At 68.5% G+C, this 16,623-nt stretch carries 17 protein-coding genes and 2 tRNA genes; 5 read left to right on the plus strand and 14 right to left on the minus strand.

The window, feature by feature from the left end:
- Positions 1–24 precede the first annotated feature (24 nt).
- From ACSQ18_RS07430 to ACSQ18_RS07440, 3 genes are read right to left on the minus strand one after another with little or no spacing between them, the layout of a single operon-like run.
- On the minus strand, positions 25–1,344 hold the full coding sequence (locus ACSQ18_RS07430) for an MFS transporter (RefSeq protein ID WP_436036531.1): 1,320 nt from the start codon (positions 1,342–1,344) through the stop codon (positions 25–27).
- Positions 1,341–1,559, minus strand: a complete 219-nt coding sequence (locus tag ACSQ18_RS07435; protein WP_436036532.1) for a hypothetical protein — start codon at positions 1,557–1,559, stop codon at positions 1,341–1,343. Before ACSQ18_RS07435 ends, ACSQ18_RS07430 begins: the two co-directional genes overlap by 4 nt.
- Before the next feature lie 2 nt (positions 1,560–1,561).
- A complete protein-coding gene (locus ACSQ18_RS07440) occupies positions 1,562–2,179 on the minus strand; it encodes an ArsR/SmtB family transcription factor (protein WP_436036533.1) in 618 nt (205 codons plus the stop codon).
- A 91-nt stretch (positions 2,180–2,270) separates the two neighbouring features.
- Between ACSQ18_RS07440 and ACSQ18_RS07445 the strand changes: the two genes are divergently transcribed.
- A complete protein-coding gene (locus ACSQ18_RS07445) occupies positions 2,271–4,325 on the plus strand; it encodes a M3 family metallopeptidase (RefSeq protein ID WP_436036534.1) in 2,055 nt (684 codons plus the stop codon).
- On the opposite strand, the gene ACSQ18_RS07450 is transcribed toward ACSQ18_RS07445, so the two are convergent.
- From ACSQ18_RS07450 to ACSQ18_RS07475, 6 genes are all read right to left on the minus strand, one after another.
- Entirely contained in the window at positions 4,314–4,880 is a 567-nt protein-coding gene (locus ACSQ18_RS07450; protein WP_436036535.1) for a dihydrofolate reductase family protein, read from the minus strand. The two genes, ACSQ18_RS07445 and ACSQ18_RS07450, sit on opposite strands and share 12 nt — an antisense overlap.
- Before the next feature lie 54 nt (positions 4,881–4,934).
- Positions 4,935–6,203: an ATP-dependent Clp protease ATP-binding subunit ClpX gene (gene clpX, locus ACSQ18_RS07455; RefSeq protein ID WP_301040100.1), complete on the minus strand. Its 1,269-nt coding sequence runs from the start codon at positions 6,201–6,203 to the stop codon at positions 4,935–4,937.
- A gap of 156 nt (positions 6,204–6,359) precedes the next feature.
- Positions 6,360–7,037: an ATP-dependent Clp protease proteolytic subunit gene (locus ACSQ18_RS07460; protein ID WP_436036536.1), complete on the minus strand. Its 678-nt coding sequence runs from the start codon at positions 7,035–7,037 to the stop codon at positions 6,360–6,362.
- Between the two features lie 18 nt (positions 7,038–7,055).
- Positions 7,056–7,640: an ATP-dependent Clp protease proteolytic subunit gene (locus ACSQ18_RS07465; RefSeq protein ID WP_436036538.1), complete on the minus strand. Its 585-nt coding sequence runs from the start codon at positions 7,638–7,640 to the stop codon at positions 7,056–7,058.
- Between the two features lie 157 nt (positions 7,641–7,797).
- A complete protein-coding gene (tig, locus tag ACSQ18_RS07470; protein ID WP_436036539.1) occupies positions 7,798–9,288 on the minus strand; it encodes a trigger factor in 1,491 nt (496 codons plus the stop codon).
- Positions 9,289–9,363: 75 nt separating this feature from the next.
- Positions 9,364–9,440 (minus strand) — tRNA-Pro (locus ACSQ18_RS07475).
- Between the two features lie 93 nt (positions 9,441–9,533).
- Here ACSQ18_RS07475 and ACSQ18_RS07480 point away from each other — a divergent pair.
- Positions 9,534–9,607: transfer RNA gene (locus ACSQ18_RS07480), tRNA-Gly, on the plus strand.
- A 2-nt stretch (positions 9,608–9,609) separates the two neighbouring features.
- Here ACSQ18_RS07480 and ACSQ18_RS07485 read toward each other — a convergent pair.
- Positions 9,610–10,155: a gamma carbonic anhydrase family protein gene (locus tag ACSQ18_RS07485; RefSeq protein ID WP_436036541.1), complete on the minus strand. Its 546-nt coding sequence runs from the start codon at positions 10,153–10,155 to the stop codon at positions 9,610–9,612.
- Between the two features lie 130 nt (positions 10,156–10,285).
- Here ACSQ18_RS07485 and ACSQ18_RS07490 point away from each other — a divergent pair, with 130 nt between their 5' ends.
- A complete protein-coding gene (locus tag ACSQ18_RS07490) occupies positions 10,286–10,768 on the plus strand; it encodes a Dps family protein (RefSeq protein ID WP_436036543.1) in 483 nt (160 codons plus the stop codon).
- Between the two features lie 56 nt (positions 10,769–10,824).
- Here the strand turns inward: ACSQ18_RS07490 and ACSQ18_RS07495 are convergent, their stop codons facing one another.
- From ACSQ18_RS07495 to ACSQ18_RS07510, 4 genes are read right to left on the minus strand one after another with little or no spacing between them, the layout of a single operon-like run.
- On the minus strand, positions 10,825–12,330 hold the full coding sequence (locus ACSQ18_RS07495) for an amidohydrolase (protein WP_436036544.1): 1,506 nt from the start codon (positions 12,328–12,330) through the stop codon (positions 10,825–10,827).
- A complete protein-coding gene (locus tag ACSQ18_RS07500) occupies positions 12,327–13,001 on the minus strand; it encodes an FMN-binding negative transcriptional regulator (RefSeq protein ID WP_436036546.1) in 675 nt (224 codons plus the stop codon). The genes ACSQ18_RS07495 and ACSQ18_RS07500 overlap by 4 nt, the downstream gene beginning before the upstream one ends.
- Positions 13,002–13,019: 18 nt before the next feature.
- Positions 13,020–14,015: an Fpg/Nei family DNA glycosylase gene (locus tag ACSQ18_RS07505; RefSeq protein ID WP_436036547.1), complete on the minus strand. Its 996-nt coding sequence runs from the start codon at positions 14,013–14,015 to the stop codon at positions 13,020–13,022.
- Complete coding sequence (locus ACSQ18_RS07510) at positions 14,015–14,500, minus strand: ribose-5-phosphate isomerase (protein ID WP_144807948.1); 486 nt, start codon at positions 14,498–14,500, stop codon at positions 14,015–14,017. The genes ACSQ18_RS07505 and ACSQ18_RS07510 overlap by 1 nt, the downstream gene beginning before the upstream one ends.
- Positions 14,501–14,556: 56 nt before the next feature.
- On the opposite strand from ACSQ18_RS07510, the gene ACSQ18_RS07515 reads away from it, so the two are divergent.
- Positions 14,557–14,928: an ArsR/SmtB family transcription factor gene (locus tag ACSQ18_RS07515; RefSeq protein WP_144807949.1), complete on the plus strand. Its 372-nt coding sequence runs from the start codon at positions 14,557–14,559 to the stop codon at positions 14,926–14,928.
- 14 nt (positions 14,929–14,942) lie between these two features.
- On the plus strand, positions 14,943–16,607 hold the full coding sequence (locus ACSQ18_RS07520) for a SulP family inorganic anion transporter (protein WP_436036548.1): 1,665 nt from the start codon (positions 14,943–14,945) through the stop codon (positions 16,605–16,607).
- The last annotated feature ends 16 nt before the right edge of the window (positions 16,608–16,623 follow it).

Consider the following 16,623-nt stretch of genomic DNA (forward strand, 5'->3'; position numbering starts at 1 on the left):
GAAGCACCCGGGGCAGCAGGGCGGTCAGGCGGGTGTCTCCGCCCCTGCCCGTCGAGTTCCGCCGATGAGCAGCGGCAGCGCGATCACCGCGACGACCACGATCACGCCGCCGCCGATCCAGAAGGGCAGGCGGAGATCCGTGCGCCCGACCCACCCGCCGAGCAGGGTGGCGACGGGAAACAGTCCCCAGGTGAGCGTGCGGATGACGCCGAGGACGCGGCCGAAGATCTCACCGGGCACGATCTGCTGACGCAGACTCCCCCACGGCACGTTCCAGACGGACACCGCCCCCGCGGAGAGCGCGAACGCACCGACCGCGGTCCAGGCTTCCGGTGCCAGGCCCGTGAGTACGAGGGTGGCGCCGCCGGTGAAGATCGCGCCGAACATGACGCGTCCACGCCCGAAGCGAGCGACCAGACGCGGCGCCAAGAGCGACCCCGCGAGGGCGCCGACACCGATGCCGGCGGTGACGAACCCGATCGCCGCCACCGACACCCCCATCGTGTCGAGGAAGAAGAGGATGATCACGGCCTGGGCGAACGACAGGGACGAGCCGATGATCGAGGTGAAGACGACCATCGTCCGCAGGTAGCGGTGCCGCCAGAGGTACGCGAGCGCCTCCCGCGTGCGCACCCGCGGCGCGGGGACGGTGTCGGTGACGGGTTCGCCGACCACACCGGCAGCGATGTCGCCGGCGACACCCGCCTGCAGTACGGGTTCTGTACCCGCGTCGTCAGCGGGTCGCCGCAGCGGACGCGCTGCCGATACCGGGAGGAGGACGGCGAGCACGATGGGGATGAGATACGCCGCGCTGCCCGCCCACAACGGCACGCCGACGGACAGCGCGAAGAGCACGCCGGCGATCGGCGTCGCGATGAAGCTGTCGATCGTGATCTGCGCGGCCTGCATCCATCCGTTGGCGCGGTCGAGCTGTTCTCGGCGCACCACGCCGGGGATCACAGCGTTGGTCGCGTTGTCGAACAGCGTCTCGCCGAGGCCGAACACGAGCGTCCCGACGAACAGCGCCCACAACGAGAGGGAGCCGGAGACGGCGAGGAGCGCCAGCCAGACGGCGACCGCTCCGCGCAGAGCATTGGCGGCAGCCATGATGAACCGCCGGTCGAAGCGGTCCACGATCATGCCCGCGGGCAATCCGAAGACGAGCCAAGGGAGGAAGGCCAGCGCGCCGATGACGGAGATCAGCAGCGGGTCACGGGTGAGCGTCGTGGCGGCCAGGGGAACCGCCGTCCGGCCGAGGCCGTCCGCCAGATTGCTGAACGCAGCGGCCGTCCACAGTTTGCCGAAGTCACGACCCAGGCGCGTGCGCGCTTCGACCGTGGTCACCGCGGCAGGATTCCGAGAGAGCCGAGCGCGAGCGCGGTCTGCCGCTCGTCCACGGCATGCGTGGCCGGCGGAGTCGAGGTGAGTGCGCGGCGCTGAATGCGCTGCAGCGTGGCGACCTCGAGTGCGCGAGAGAGACGCAGGATGCTGCGTTCGAGGGGTGTGGGAGCAAGCCGGCCGGATGCCGGGAGACACAGGGGCGCGGGTATCGCGGTCATGGTCAGTGTCCTTCTTCGGGAAGCGGGAAGATGTCGGTGCGAATGCTGACGGGGCGTACGCCTTCGCCGGTCTGATCGCGGTACTTGTCGACCGCGGCATCGATCAGCTCCTGGATGCCGGAGATGAGCTCGGTGGTCTGCTCGATCGTCATCCGGGCGGTGGCGGTGGAGATCGCGGCCTCGTCCGAGTGACCATCGGGGTCGAGGATCGCTTCGGAGAGGTAGCGCATGAGTTGCTGGTGACGGCGGGTGAGGAACTCGGTCATGACCGCTTGCGTCGCCGCCTTTCCCGACGGCGTCTTCATCGCCTCGGGATTGGTGAACGAGATGCCACCGCGAGGGCGCTCCCACCAGCGCTCGCGCGCCGTGCCTCGTTCGTCCACCTCGCGAATGAGGTCGTGCTTAGCGAGCGCGCGCAGATGGTAGCTGGTAGCGCCCGACGACTCCCCCGTCATCTCTGCCAGGGAGCTCGCCGTCTGCGGTCCGTACTGCGACAGGATGTCGTAGATCCGAACGCGCAGTGGGTGTGCGAGCGCCTTGAGCGCGCTCGCGTCGAGCATCCGAACGTCGTGGTGGGGCGACGCGTCTGCCGGGTGGGTCGGCTCTTCTCGCTCGGTCATGATGCAAAGATAGCTTTGCAGAAGCAAGTTTGCAAGAGCTTCTTTGCAATGACTTCTTTGTAAGACGCCGTCGGGGTCGTACGCTGGACCGATGACCCGCGAGCAGAATCCGTTGCTGACCCCTACCCGCCTCCCCTACGGTCTCCCCGACTACCGCGAGATCCGTCCCGAGCACTATCTGCCCGCCTTCCGCCAGGCCTTCGCCGAGCACGCGGACGAGATCGCGCGGATCACGCGTGTGCGCTCGATGCCGACGTTCGAGAACACCCTCCTCGCGCTCGAGAGCGCCGGCGAGCTGCTCGGTCACGTTGCACGCGCCTTCTACACGGTGTCGTCTGCCGACGCGACTCCCGAGATCCAGGAGATCGACGAGGAGTTGGCGCCCCTGATGTCGGCGCACCAGGATGCAATCCAGCTGGACGGCCAGCTGTACTGGCGCATCAAGACGCTCTACGAACAGCGGAGCGAACTCGACCTCACCGACGAGGAGCACTACCTGCTCGAGCGTCACTACCGTGAGATGACGCACGCGGGTGCCGCGCTGGATGACGAGCAGAAGGCTCGCCTGACGGCGCTCAACCAGCGACTGTCGATCCTCAGCACGACCTTCGAGAAGAACCTGCTCGCCGACAGCAACGACCTCGCCGTCGTCTTCGACAGCGAGGAGGAGCTCGCGGGGCTCACAGCGGGCGAGCTCTCCGCCGCCGCCCAGAACGCGGCCGACCGCGGACTGCCCGGACGCTTCGTCGTCACTTTGACGCTGTTCACCGGACACCCGTATCTCTCGAGCCTCACCCAGCGGGACAGCCGTCGGCGCCTGCTGGAGGCGTCGCGGGCCCGTGCCTCGCGAGGCAACGAGAACGACAACTCGGAGGTCCTCCGGGAGATCGTCGCGCTCCGCGCCGAGCGTGCCGCGCTCCTGGGGCACGCCAGTCATGCGGCGTACATCACGAGCGACGAGACCGCCGGCTCCCCCGAAGCGGTGCACGACTTGCTCCGCCGTCTCGCCGCGCCGGCTGCCGCGAACGCGCGCCGCGAGCAAGCCGCCCTCCAGGCGATCGTGGATGCCGGACCGTCGCCGTTCCCCGTGGCCGCGCACGACTGGGCGTTCTACACCGAGCGCGTCCGTCAGGCCGAGTACGACCTCGATCGCACCGCACTGCGCCCCTGGTTCGAGGCGGAGCGGGTGCTCGTCGACGGGGTGTTCCGTGCCGCGACGTTGCTCTACGGCATCACGTTCACCGAGCGCGCCGATCTCCCGGCGTATCACCCCGATGCTCGCGTCTTCGAGGTACGCAACGAGGACGGCAGTGAGCTGGGTCTCTTCGTGCTGGACCTCTACACGCGAGATACCAAGCGCGGCGGGGCGTGGATGAACTCGATCGTCTCCCAGTCGAGGTTGCGCGGGACGCAGCCGGTCGTGGTCAATAACCTCAACGTCCCCAAGCCTGCGCCCGGACAGCCCACGCTTCTGACACTCGACGAGGTGACGACCCTGTTCCACGAGTTCGGTCACGCGCTGCACGGCCTCTTCGCAACCGTCACGTACCCGCACTTCGCCGGCACGAACGTCCACCGCGACTTCGTGGAGTTCCCGAGCCAGGTCAACGAGATGTGGATCTACTGGCCGGAGATCCTCACCTCCTACGCCCGCCACATCGACACCGACGAGCCGCTGCCCGCCGACGTCGTCGAGAAGCTGCTGGCATCCGAGACGTTCAATCAGGGCTTCTCGACGAGCGAGTACCTCGCGGCAGCGTGGATCGACCAGGCGTGGCACTCGCTGAGCGTCGAGGATGCCGCATCGATCGAGGACGTCGCCGATTTCGAGGCGCGCGCCCTGGCCGAGATCGGGCTCGACAATCCCGTCGTGCCCACGCGCTACTCGTCGACCTACTTCGCGCACGTCTTCTCGGGCGGGTACAGCGCCGGCTACTACTCGTACATCTGGAGCGAGGTCCTCGACGCAGACACCGTGGAGTGGTTCCGCGAGAACGGCGGGCTCACACGCGAGAACGGCGATCGCTTCCGCGAGCGTCTGCTGGGCGTGGGCGGATCGAAGGACCCGCTGGAGGCGTACCGCGACTTCCGTGGTCGCGATGCCGCAATCGAGCCCCTGCTGAAGCGACGGGGACTAGACGGCTGAGGCGTTGTCGACCTCGTAGACCAACCGTGCGAACTGTCCGACCGCTTTCGCTGAGACCAGGCGAAGGCGGTCGGACTCGCAGCGGCGTGGCAGGAGCGGCGCTCCCCCGGTGAGGAGCACGGGTGCCACAGACACGGCGATCTCGTCGAGTGCCCCGGCGTCGAGGAACTGGCCTGCGAGATCACCCCCGCCGACGACCCAGATATCGGTGTCACCCGCGGCGGCGCGTATGCCGGGGAGTGCATCGGCGACGGAGCCCGAGACGAATCGGACATCCGCGCCGTCGGGCACGGGCAGCTCACGCGTCGTGAAGACGAAGGTGGGCCGATCGCCGTGGAACTCCTGCCATTTCTCGGGATGCGCCAGGGCATCCGCCTCGGCCAGCACCCACTCGTACGTCGTCGAGCCCTCCACGAGCACACCCGCGTTGGTCGGGAGCACCTCGGCGTCGGGCGTGGTGCCGCCCTCGACCGCGAACAACCAGGAGAGGGAGTTGTTCTCGTCGGCTATCCAGCCGTTCAGAGAGGTCGCCGTGTCGAAGAGAATCCGCGTCATGCACCCGACGTTATGACGAGGCTCTGACACGCCCTTCCGAGCGGTGGGGAAGGCTCAGGCGCTCTTGCGCTTCTGCCGCAGCACGAAGGTGGGGGCGGCACCCTCGGTGACAGCCGCCCGTGTGACGATCACCTTGTCGACGTCCTCCGCCGAGGGGATCTCGAACATGATCGGGCCGAGGACGTCTTCGAGGATGGCGCGAAGCCCGCGTGCACCCGTCTTGCGGGCGACCGCGAGGTCGGCGATCGCTCGAAGCGCCTCGTCCTCGAACTCCAGCTCGACGCCGTCGAGCTGGAACATCCGCTGATACTGCTTGACGAACGCGTTCTTCGGCCCGGTGAGGATCTCGATGAGCGCAGTCTGGTCGAGCGGCGAGACGTTCGTCACGACGGGGAGACGGCCGATGAACTCAGGGATCAGGCCGAACTTGTGGAGGTCCTCGGGCAGCACTTCGCTGAAGAGGTCGAGGTCCTTCCCCTTCTCGTGCAGCGGAGCGCCGAAACCGACGCCGTGCTTGCCCACGCGGGAGGAGATGATGTCTTCGAGACCGGCGAACGCCCCCGCCACGATGAACAGGACATTCGTCGTGTCGATCTGAATGAACTCCTGGTGCGGGTGCTTGCGGCCTCCCTGCGGGGGCACGGATGCCACGGTGCCCTCGAGGATCTTGAGGAGCGCCTGCTGCACGCCCTCGCCCGATACGTCGCGCGTGATCGACGGGTTCTCGGCCTTGCGCGCGATCTTGTCGACCTCGTCGATGTAGATGATGCCGGTCTCGGCGCGCTTGACGTCGAAGTCGGCCGCCTGCAGGAGCTTCAGCAGGATGTTCTCGACGTCTTCGCCGACGTAGCCTGCCTCGGTGAGGGCGGTGGCGTCGGCCACGGCGAACGGCACGTTGAGACGCTTCGCGAGCGTCTGTGCGAGGTAGGTCTTTCCGCAGCCGGTCGGGCCCAGGAGCAAGATGTTGCTCTTGGCGATCTCGACCTCGTCGGCACGCTGCTCGGCCGGCTGGAGCGTCGAGTGAGCGCGCACGCGCTTGTAGTGGTTGTAAACGGCCACCGCGAGTGCGCGCTTTGCCGGATCTTGTCCGACGACGTACTCCTCGAGGAAGGAGAAGATCTCGCGCGGCTTAGGAAGATCGAAGTCTGCGACCGCACCGTCTCCGGACTCGGCCATGCGCTCTTCGATGATCTCGTTGCAGAGCTCTACGCACTCGTCGCAGATATAGACGCCGGGACCAGCGATGAGCTGCTGCACCTGCTTCTGGCTCTTGCCGCAGAAGGAGCACTTGAACAGGTCGGCGCTCTCACCGATGCGTGCCATGGCGCTCCTCCTCCAGGGATCTCACAGAAACCGCGCTTCGAGCCTAACCTCTGCGACCGACAACCCGGCGGATTTCGCTCGCACTGTGTCGGTCCGTCTCAACCGATGAGAGCCCCGGCACCGGGCCGGGGCTCTCATCGTTCAGACCTCTGGTGATCAGGCCGTGATCGCGGCGGGCGTGCGCTTGCGCGACGTCAGCACCTGATCGACGATGCCGTAGTCGAGGGCTTCGGCGGCCGAGAGGATCTTGTCGCGGTCGATGTCCTTGTTGACCTCGGCCTGGGTCTTCTTCGTGTGGCGTGCCATGGTCTCCTCGAGCCAGGTGCGCATGCGCAGGATCTCCGCCGCCTGGATCTCGATGTCCGACGCCTGGCCGTGCCCGGCCTCGCCGACGGCGGGCTGGTGCATGAGGATGCGAGCGTTGGGCAGCGCGAGGCGCTTGCCCGGGGCGCCGGCGGCCAGCAGCACGGATGCCGCAGATGCCGCCTGCCCCAGAACGACCGTCTGGATCTCGGGCGAGACGTACTGCATCGTGTCGTAGATCGCGGTCATCGCGGTGAACGAGCCACCGGGCGAGTTGATGTACATGATGATGTCGCGGTCGGGATCCTGCGACTCCAGCACGAGCAGCTGCGCCATGACGTCGTCCGCGGAGGCGTCATCGACCTGGACGCCCAGGAAGATCACGCGGTCCTCGAACAGCTTGTTGTAGGGGTCCTGGCGCTTGTAGCCGTAGGCGGTCCGCTCCTCGAACTGCGGCAGGATGTAGCGGCTGCCGGGCAGCTGCACGCCGGAGGTCGAGTGGGCGGGCATGCCGAAGGTGGGTGCGTTCATTCTCGGGTGTCCTCCGGGTCAGTTGTCGGTGCCGCCGCCGCCGATGACATCGGCTGCGGACTCGCGGATGTGGTCGACGAAGCCGTACTCGAGAGCTTCCTCGGCGGTGAACCAGCGGTCGCGGTCGCCGTCGGCGTTGACCTGCTCGACCGACTTGCCCGTCTGCGCCGCGGTGATCTCGGCGAGGCGACGCTTCATGTCGAGGATGAGCTGCGCCTGCGTCTGGATGTCGCTGGAGGTGCCGCCGAAGCCGCCGTGAGGCTGGTGGAGCAGCACACGCGCGTTGGGGGTGATGTAGCGCTTGCCCTTCGTGCCGGCCGTGAGCAGCAGCTGACCCATCGAGGCCGCCATGCCGATGCCGACGGTCACGATGTCGTTCGGGACGAACTGCATCGTGTCGTAGATCGCCATGCCCGCGGTGATCGATCCGCCCGGCGAGTTGATGTAGAGGTAGATGTCCTTTTCGCTGTCTTCGGCCGCGAGGAGGAGGATCTTGGCGCAGATCTCGTTGGCGTTCTCATCGCGCACCTCCGACCCGAGCCAGATGATGCGGTCTCTCAACAGCCTGTCGAAGACGCTCGTCGCGACAAGTGGTTCAGCCATGAATGCTCCTGATTCCGGGTGGTCCGTTCGTCAATGAATCTACCCAGGCCCACGCACCGACCCGCCCGTGTTCGCCGTCGGCATAGTGCGTGCCTCTGGCCGCAACGACGACGAGGGGGCCGGATGCCACGGCATCCGACCCCCTCGTGTGCGGCGTTTACTCGGCGTCGGCCTTCTTGGCCGGAGCCTTCTTCGCGGGAGCCTTCTTCGCGGGCTTCTCGGCCGCGGCATCCGCGTCGTCCGACGACTTCTCGGCAGCCTTCTTGGCGGCGGGCTTCTTCGCGGGAGCCTTCTTGGCTGCGGGCTTCTTGGCCGGCTTCTCGGCCTCGGCGTCCGCTGCGGGCGCGTCGCCCTCAGCGTCGGCGTCGTCGTCCGTCGCGACGAAGCCGGTCAGGTCGACCGCCTTGCCGTTGGTGTCGACGACCTTGACCTTGCCGAGGGCGATCGCGAGGGCCTTGTTGCGGGCGACCTCGCCGACCATGAGCGGCAGCTGACCGTTCTGCTGCAGTGCGTCGACGAACTCCTGCGGAGCCATGCCGTACTGCGCAGCGGACTGGATGAGGTACTGGGTCAGTTCCTCCTGCGAGACCTGGACGTCGCTGGACTCGGCCAGCTTGTCGAGGATCATCTGCGTGCGGAACTGCTTCTGGCTGGCCTCGGTGACCTCGGCGCGGTGCACGTCGTCCTCGAGTCGGCCTTCGCCCTCGAGGTGCTGGTGCACCTCGTCCTCGACGAGCTGTGCCGGAACGGGGATGTCGACCTTCTCGATCAGCGCGTCGACGAGCTTGTCGCGCGCAGCGGCGCCCTGCACGTAGACGGACTGCTCGGAGAGGCGGCCGGCGATGCTCTCGCGCAGTTCGGCGATGGTGTCGAACTCGCTGGCGATCTGCGCGAAGTCGTCGTCGGCCTCGGCGAGCTCGCGCTCCTTGACCGACTTCACCGTCACGGCGACCTCGGCCTCCTGGCCGGCGTGGTCGCCGCCCACGAGCTTCGAGCGGAACGTGGTCTCCTCACCCGCGGTGAGCGACTCGACGGCCTCGTCGATGCCCTCGAGGAGCTCGCCCGAGCCCACCTCGTACGACACGCCCTCGGCGCGATCGATCTGGTTGCCGTCGATGGTGGCGACGAGGTCGAGCTCGACGAAGTCGCCGGTGGCGGCGGGACGGTCGACGGTCACGAGGGTGCCGAAACGACCGCGCAGGCGATCGAGCTCGGCCTCCACGGCGGCGTCATCGGTCTCGACGGCGTCGACCTCGAGCGTGATGCCGTCGAGGGCGGGAAGGTCGAACTCGGGGCGGACGTCGACCTCGACCTCGACCTTGAGGTCGCCCGAGAAGTCCTTGTCGCTCGGCCAGTCGATGACCTCGGCCGACGGGCGGCCCACCGTGCGCACCTCGTTGGCGGCGACGGCCTCGCGGTAGAAGCCGTCGAGGCCTTCGCTGACGGCGTGCTCGATGACCGCACCGCGACCGACGCGCTGGTCGATGATCGGCGCGGGGACCTTGCCCTTGCGGAAGCCGGGGATCTGGACGTCCTGAGCGATGTGCTCGTAAGCGTGCGCGATGCTGGGCTTCAGCTCATCCGGGGTGACCGTGATGTGCAGCTTCACCCGCGTCGGGCTGAGCTTCTCGACGGTGCTCGTGACCATGCCTGTTGTTCTCCTCAAGTCCGGACGCGCGCGTGCGCATCCGTGTGTGGTCTGGTTCTGGGTCTGTTCGGGCCGTGGTCGGGGCGACAGGATTTGAACCTGCGGCCTCCCGCTCCCAAAGCGGGCGCTCTACCAAGCTGAGCTACGCCCCGGGTCGCGCACATGCACGTGCGTCGAAAACGACCGGTGGCAAGTCTAGCCGACATCGCCCTGTACACTCTTTCGAGGCGCCGTCACACGGCCTCGGGGATGTAGCTCAATGGTAGAGCCTCAGTCTTCCAAACTGATGGTGCGGGTTCGATTCCCGTCATCCCCTCCACCTCACCTCTCGCGCTCCGCGCCCGCCGCTTCGGCGTGCGTGCGGGAGTGCTCCCGGTAGATCAGCGCGTTGCGCAGGATGCCGTCGCGTTCCTCCGCGGTGAGCTGCCGTCTCACGGCGGCCGGCACGCCCGCCACGAGCGAACCGTCCGGGATCACGGCGCCTTCGAGCACCACTGCTCCGCCCGCGACGAGGCATCCGCTGCCGATGCGCGCTCCCGACAGCACGACGCTTCCCATGCCGATCAGCGACCCGTCACCGATGACGCACCCGTGCACGACCGCGTTGTGCCCGACCGACACGTCGCGTCCGATGACGACGGGGTGATCGGCGTCCACGTGCACCGACACGTTGTCCTGCAGGTTGCTGCCCTCCCCCACCGTGATCGAGGCGCTGTCGCCGCGAAGGACCGCGTTGTACCAGACGCTCGCGCCCTCGCCGAGCGCGACGTCCCCGACGATGCGCGCCCCCGACGCGACGAATGAGCTGTCTGAAAGCGACGGTGCCTTCCCGGCAACGGTGAGGACGGTGGCGTCGGCGGCGATCATGCCAGCGACCCTACACACCCCTGAGACGCGCGGTAAGCGGAGCCTTCTCTTCCTTGCGGAATGCCTCACGGTGAGTAGCGTTTCACTCAGCACAGGGCTGAACCCTGCACTTACGGAGGCGAAGAGAATCATGACCAAGACGCAGACCATTCCCGCAACGATCGCCGGCACCGAGGCCGCTACGAGCACCGCTCAGCTGCTGAGCCCCGTCGTGCTCGGCCTGCAGGCCCTCGCCGTCAATGGCAAGCAGGCGCACTGGAACGTGCGCGGCAGCAACTTCATCGCCATCCACGAACTCCTCGACACCCTCGTCGCGAACGCGCAGGCCTCCGCCGACCTCGCGGCCGAACGGATCGTGGCGCTCGGCCTGCCGATCGACGCGCGGGTATCGACCGTCGCCGAGAAGACGACGACCGCGGTGCCGGCCGGCTTCGCACAGTGGCAGGACGAGATCCGCGCCGTCATCGCCGACATGGATGCCGTGCTCGCCGACGTTCAGGCAGCGATCGACGGCCTCGACGAGACCGACCTCACGAGCCAGGACGTCGCGATCGGGATCAAGGCGGGCCTGGACAAGGACCGCTGGTTCCTGTTCGCGCACATCGCCGAGTAAGTCTCGAGACACGACGGCCCCGACGCGCTCACTGAGCACCCGGGGCCGTCGTGCTGTCAGGCGCGGTGTGTGAGACGCCCCGCGAGGAGCGTCGCCGATACTCGGGTGGCGCGCATCCCCGTCTCGTCGGCGGTGAGCGGGTCTCGGTCCACCACGGCCAGGTCCGCGAGCGACCCGGGGTGGAGGGCGCTGCCGGTGTGCGATCCCCCCGCGGTGGATGCCGCAAGCGCTGTCGCAGCGTCGACGCCCTGGTCGGGTCGCCACGCCGGCCGTCCGTCGCGGGTGCGGTGCACGGCGGCGGCCATCGCCGCCCAGGGGTCCAGCGGAGACACCGGCGCGTCGGAGCCGAAGAGGAGATTTGCCCCCGCGTCGGCGAGGGCGCGCAACGGGTACGGCACGGCGGTCTGGTCGGCCCAGATCGTGTCGGTCATGTCGCGATCGTCGATCGCATGCTCGGGCTGCACACTCGCGCCGACCCCGAGACGGGCGAAGCGCGTGACGTCGGCGTGCGCGACGAGCTGCGCGTGTTCGACCGTGCCGCGGGCGCCGGTGGCCGCAAAGGCGTCGAGCGCGTAGGTATTGGCAAGGTCGCCGATGGCGTGTACGGCGCACGCGAGCCCGGCGCCGGTCGCGCGCATCATGAGCTCCTGAAGCTCGTCGGGTGGAACCGTGAGCAGACCGTGATTGTGGGGATCGCCGGGATAGGCGTGGGAGCATGCTGCCGTGCGGGTGCCGAGCGAACCGTCGGTGATCACCTTGAACGGCCCCATGCGCACGAGTCCAGCAGGGTCGAGCGCATCGCCGGTCTCGAGGCCCTCGGAGATCGCGCGGTCGAGCAACGCGGGATACACGCCGAACGAGACGCGAGTCGTATCGAATCCCGTCTCGAGGCGACGAGCCCACGCTTCGGCGTTCCACGCCATGTCGAGGTCGACGACCCCGACGATGCCCCGCGAGGCCGCCTCCCCCAGGGAGCGGGCGACGAGCGCGTCGCCCACCGCGGGGTCGGCCGCGTTCAGGCGTCGCGAGATCTCGAAGGCGGGCTCCTCGCGCAGCACGCCGTCCGCCGCCTCGAATCCCTCGCGGCGGAGGGCGGCCGAGTTCAGCCAGACGCTGTGCACGTCGGCGTTGATGAGGTAGGTGGGCACCTCGCCCGTCGCGGCATCGAGCACGCCGAGCGTCATGGCATCCGGCCACAGGGCATCACGGAACCCCGTACCGACGCGTCGTCCGTCGCCGAGGACGTCGGCGGATGCCATCAGGCGTGCCGCATGCGCCGCCGACTCCGCTTCACCGAGAGGTTGCCGCTGGGCGACGAGCGCCCACTGGACGGTGTGGACGTGATGGTCCCAGAGTCCCGGGATGAGCCAGCCGCCCTGCCCGTCGAGCATGGCCCCCGTGCGGGGCAGCGCACCGGCGGGAGCGATGTCGACGATCCGTCCGTCGCGCAGGTGCACGTCGACGGGGTCGGCGCCGAAGGGGTCCAGTCGATCCGCGCCCGTGAGGTGCACGTCGGTGATGACGTCGGCGTGTTCGCCCGCGAAGAGTCGATCGTGCGTCATCGCGTCGCCTCCCCCTTCTCCGCCTGTGCGGACCGCGCTTGCCGCAGCGCGTCGTGCGCTCGGCGCATCTCGCCGGGCAGTCGAGGGTCGGCGTAGGGGCCGGCGCCGTCTTCGAGTTGCGCGATGATCGTGTCCACGACCTCGTCGGGTCGGTTCTGGCTCAGCTTGCGTTTGGCGGTGACGCGGGTGGGGCGCAGGCGGAACCCGACGGTGCCGCGCTCCAGGCGACGAACGAAGTCCTCGTCGTTGGGAGGCTCCCACATCAGGCGCGGGCCGGGCATCGCCGACTCGAACCGCGCCACCAGCAGCTCGAGTACAGCGAGGTTCTCCTCCGTGCTGAGGATCTCGGGCACCCCGGCGAGGTGGACGGATACGAAGTTCCACGTCGGCACGTTCGGACCGGGCGGGTACCAGCCGGGCGAGATGTACCCGTGCGGCCCCTGGACGACCACGAGGAGCTCGCGCTCTCCCAGTCCGTGGATGAGGTCGTCGGGCTTGCCGACATGGCCGACGATCGTGAGGTCGTCGGCGCCTTCGTCCAGCAGCACCGCGTAGTGCGAGGCGACGAGACCGTCCGGCGTGTCGCTCACGAGCGTAACCCAGGGGTGCTCCGCGATGATGCGTCGAAGCTCGACGATGTCGGTCATCGCAAAACTGGGATTTTGTCTCATGGCATCCTCACGTGTTCTTCAGCGCTGGCACGAGGGGCACCAGTAGAGCTTGCGGGCGCTCATCTCCTCGAGCACGACCGCCGTTCCGCACACCCGGCACGGCAGGCCCGCGCGGTGGTACACCCAGTGCCGGTCGTCGCGATGGGCCATCGCGCGGCGATACGCCTCCGGGTCGAGATCGTCCATCGTCATCATCTGGCCGGTCTCGACCCCGATCGAAAGGAGACGCACCCAATCCCGCCACAGCGACCGCACCGTGTGCTCCGCGACATCCCGTCCGGGCGTGTGCGGGTTCAGACGTGCTCGGAACAGCAGCTCGGCACGGTAGACGTTGCCGATGCCGCTGACCACCGACTGGTCCATGAGGAGCAGACCGATCGGCGTGGGCTTGCGTCGAACGACCTCCACGAAGCGCTGCTCGCCCTCATCGACGTCGTCCACGAGCGGGTCGGGACCGAGCTTCGCGATCGTGGCCTGCACCTCGTCGGGCGTCTGCAGCTCGCACGCCGTCGGCCCGCGCAGGTCGGCGCTCGTCACGTCGGTGAGCAGACGCAAGCGCACCTGCCCGACGACGGGCGGGGGCCACGGGGCGTCCTCGTCGCCCAACCCGGTGGTCTGTTCGCTCATCCGCACGTGCACGCGCGCGCGCCGCGGCGCGCCGATGGAGCTGAGCGAGTTCTCGCCCGCCGCGTCGAGCACCGTTTCCAGTTCGGTACCGCGCTGATTCGTCTGTCCCATGCGCCCGTTCGCCGAGGCGATCGTGGGGTCGACGAGGATCTCGCCGGCGAAGTCCCACGCCCCGTACATGCCCAGGTGCACACGCAGCCACAGGTCGTCGTCGAACTCCAGGAACATCTGCTTGCCGACCGCCCGGACGCGGGATGCCGTGCGCCCGTCGATCACGGCAGCGCCCTCGGCGAAGCGCCCCTGCGGACTGGATGCCGCTACGCGCTTTCCCACGACGTTGCGGTCGAACTGGCGAGCGATGCGATGGACGGAGTGGCCTTCGGGCATCAGGCGCGCGGGTCCGGTGCGAGCGTGCCGTCCGTCTCGTAGGCCGCGAGCTGCGCGATGCGCCGCGCATGCCGCTCCTCGCCCGAGAACGGCGTGGCGATGAAGCGGTCGATGAAGGACACCGCCTCGTCGAACGTGTGCTGCCGAGCACCGATCGCGATGACGTTCGCGTCGTTGTGCTCCCGCGCCAGCTCCGCCGTCGCGAGGTTCCAGACCAGCGCGGCACGCACCCCACGCACCTTGTTCGCTGCGATCTGCTCGCCATTGCCCGAGCCGCCGAAGACGACCCCGAGCGTCTCCACTCCCGCTGCCTGATCGCGCACGACGGCCTGAGCGGCACGAATGCAGAACGCCGGGTAGTCGTCGAGCGGGTCATACTCCACCGGGCCGTGATCGACGACGTCGTGGCCCTGCGCCGCGAGATGGTGCTGCAGCTGCGTCGAGAACTCGAGGCCCGCGTGATCGGTGGCGATGTGGATGCGCATGACCTCCATCCTAGGAGCGAAGCACGACGCGCCCTCCGTCATATGATGGTTCCATCATGTCACTATCCTCCCGTCAGCGCCCGCTGTACGAGGTGAAAGCCAACCTCTTCAAGGGCCTCGCGCATCCCTTCCGCATCCGCGTGCTCGAATTGCTGGCCGCGCAACCCGAGGTCACCGTCGCGTTCCTCCAAGAAGAGACGGGACTGGAGCCGTCTCATCTCTCTCAGCACCTCGCCGTCCTCCGCCGGCACCGTCTGGTGCTCAGTGAGCGCCGTGCCCGCCATGTCTACTACCGCCTGGCCGATCCGGCAGTGGCTCGTCTGCTGGCCACGGCACGCGAGTTGCTGATCGGCGTCCTCTCCGACGAGCGCGCGCTCCTGGCCGACGCCCGCACGCTCCCGGTCATCGGCGATCGGTCCTCCGCGTGAGCGACGGAGCATCCGTGAGTCGCAGCACGCGTGCGATCGCGCATGCCCGAACCCTCCTGCCGTCGCGCCACGACTACGCCGGCATCCGGACCACGTGGCGCCGTGATCTCCTGTCCGGCCTGACCGTCGGCATCGTCGCGTTGCCCCTGGCGCTCGGATTCGGGGCGAGTGCGGGACTGAGCGCCGAGGCGGGACTGGTCACGGCGATCATCGCCGGGATCATCGCTGCCGTGTTCGGCGGCTCCCCCGTTCAGGTCTCCGGCCCCACGGGCGCGATGGCCGTGGTGCTCCTCCCGATCGTCGCGACGAATGGGCCGAGCGCGGTGCTCGTCGTCACACTCCTCGCCGGCGCGATCGTGGCCGCCGCGGGCCTGCTCCGACTCGGACGCGTCGTCGCCGTCATCCCCTGGCCCGTGATCGAGGGCTTCACTCTCGGTATCGCCGTCATCATCTTCTTCCAGCAGGTGCCGAGCCTCGTCTCCGCGACTCGCCTACCGGCGGATGCGCACAGCGCGAACGCGATCGTCGCCGCGGTTCAGGCGCTTGCCGCCGTCGACATCCGCTATCTGCCCTGGGCCGCCGGGGTCGCGCTCATCGTCGCGTCCCTGATGTGGATCGCACCCCGCATCCATCCCGCCGTCCCGGGGTCTCTGATCGCCATCGTCGCCGTCACCGCGGCGGCGTCGGTGGTGACGACACCGCTCGCGGTGATCGGGAGCCTCCCCGGTTCCCTTCCCGTGCCTGCCCTCCCGCGGATCGATCCCTCGCTCGTCCCGGCACTGCTCCTCCCGGCGGTGACCGTCGCCGCACTGGCCGCCATCGAGTCGTTGCTCTCGGCCCGCGTCGCCGCTTCGATGGCCGACACCGGCGCGTACGACCCCGACCGTGAGCTCCTCGGACAGGGCCTCGCATCGGTCGGCTCGGCGATCTTCGGAGGGATGCCGGCGACCGGCGCCATCGCGCGGACGGCGCTGAACGTGCGGTCGGGAGGACGCACCCGCGTCGCCGCCGCGTTCCACTCGGTGGTGCTGTTGATCATCGTGCTGCTCGCCTCGGGTCCAGTAGGCCGCATCCCCCTCGCGGCGCTGGCCGGAGTGCTGATGGTGACCGCCGTCCGCATGGTGCACGTCGGCACCGTCCGCGCCATCATGTCCTCCACACGCTCGGATGCGATCGCTTTCGTCGTGACGGCGACCATCACGGTCGCCTTCGACCTCATCGTGGCGGTCGTCATCGGCGTCGTCCTGGCGGGCGTGGTGGCGATTCGCAGCATGTCTCGCGCCTCCGGAGTCCATCGAGAGGAGCTCGACGGCGATGCGGTGCCCGGTGATGAGCGGATCGCGGTGATGCGGTTCGACGGCCCGTTGCTGTTCGCAGCCGCCGACCGGGTGCGGGAAGAGATGGCGGCGGTGCGGGATGTGTCGGTCGTGATCCTCCGGATGAGCCAGCTCGAGGTCGTCGACGCCACGGGCGCCCGCATCCTCGGCGACATCGTCCAGCTCTTGGAGCGTCGCGGGGTGACCGTGCTGATCAAGGGGGTGCAGCCTCGGCATGAAGACCTGTTCCGCACGGTGGGCGTGCTCGCCTCGTTGCGCGACCATCGTCACCTGTTCGTCACGCTGCCCGACGCGATCGAGCACGCCCGCAGCCATGTGCGTCGAGAGGCGGCCTCCGCGTAGGCTGGTCGAGTTGCCG

Source organism: Microbacterium sp. LjRoot45 (assembly GCF_964253325.1).
Taxonomy (GTDB): Bacteria; Actinomycetota; Actinomycetes; order Actinomycetales; family Microbacteriaceae; genus Microbacterium.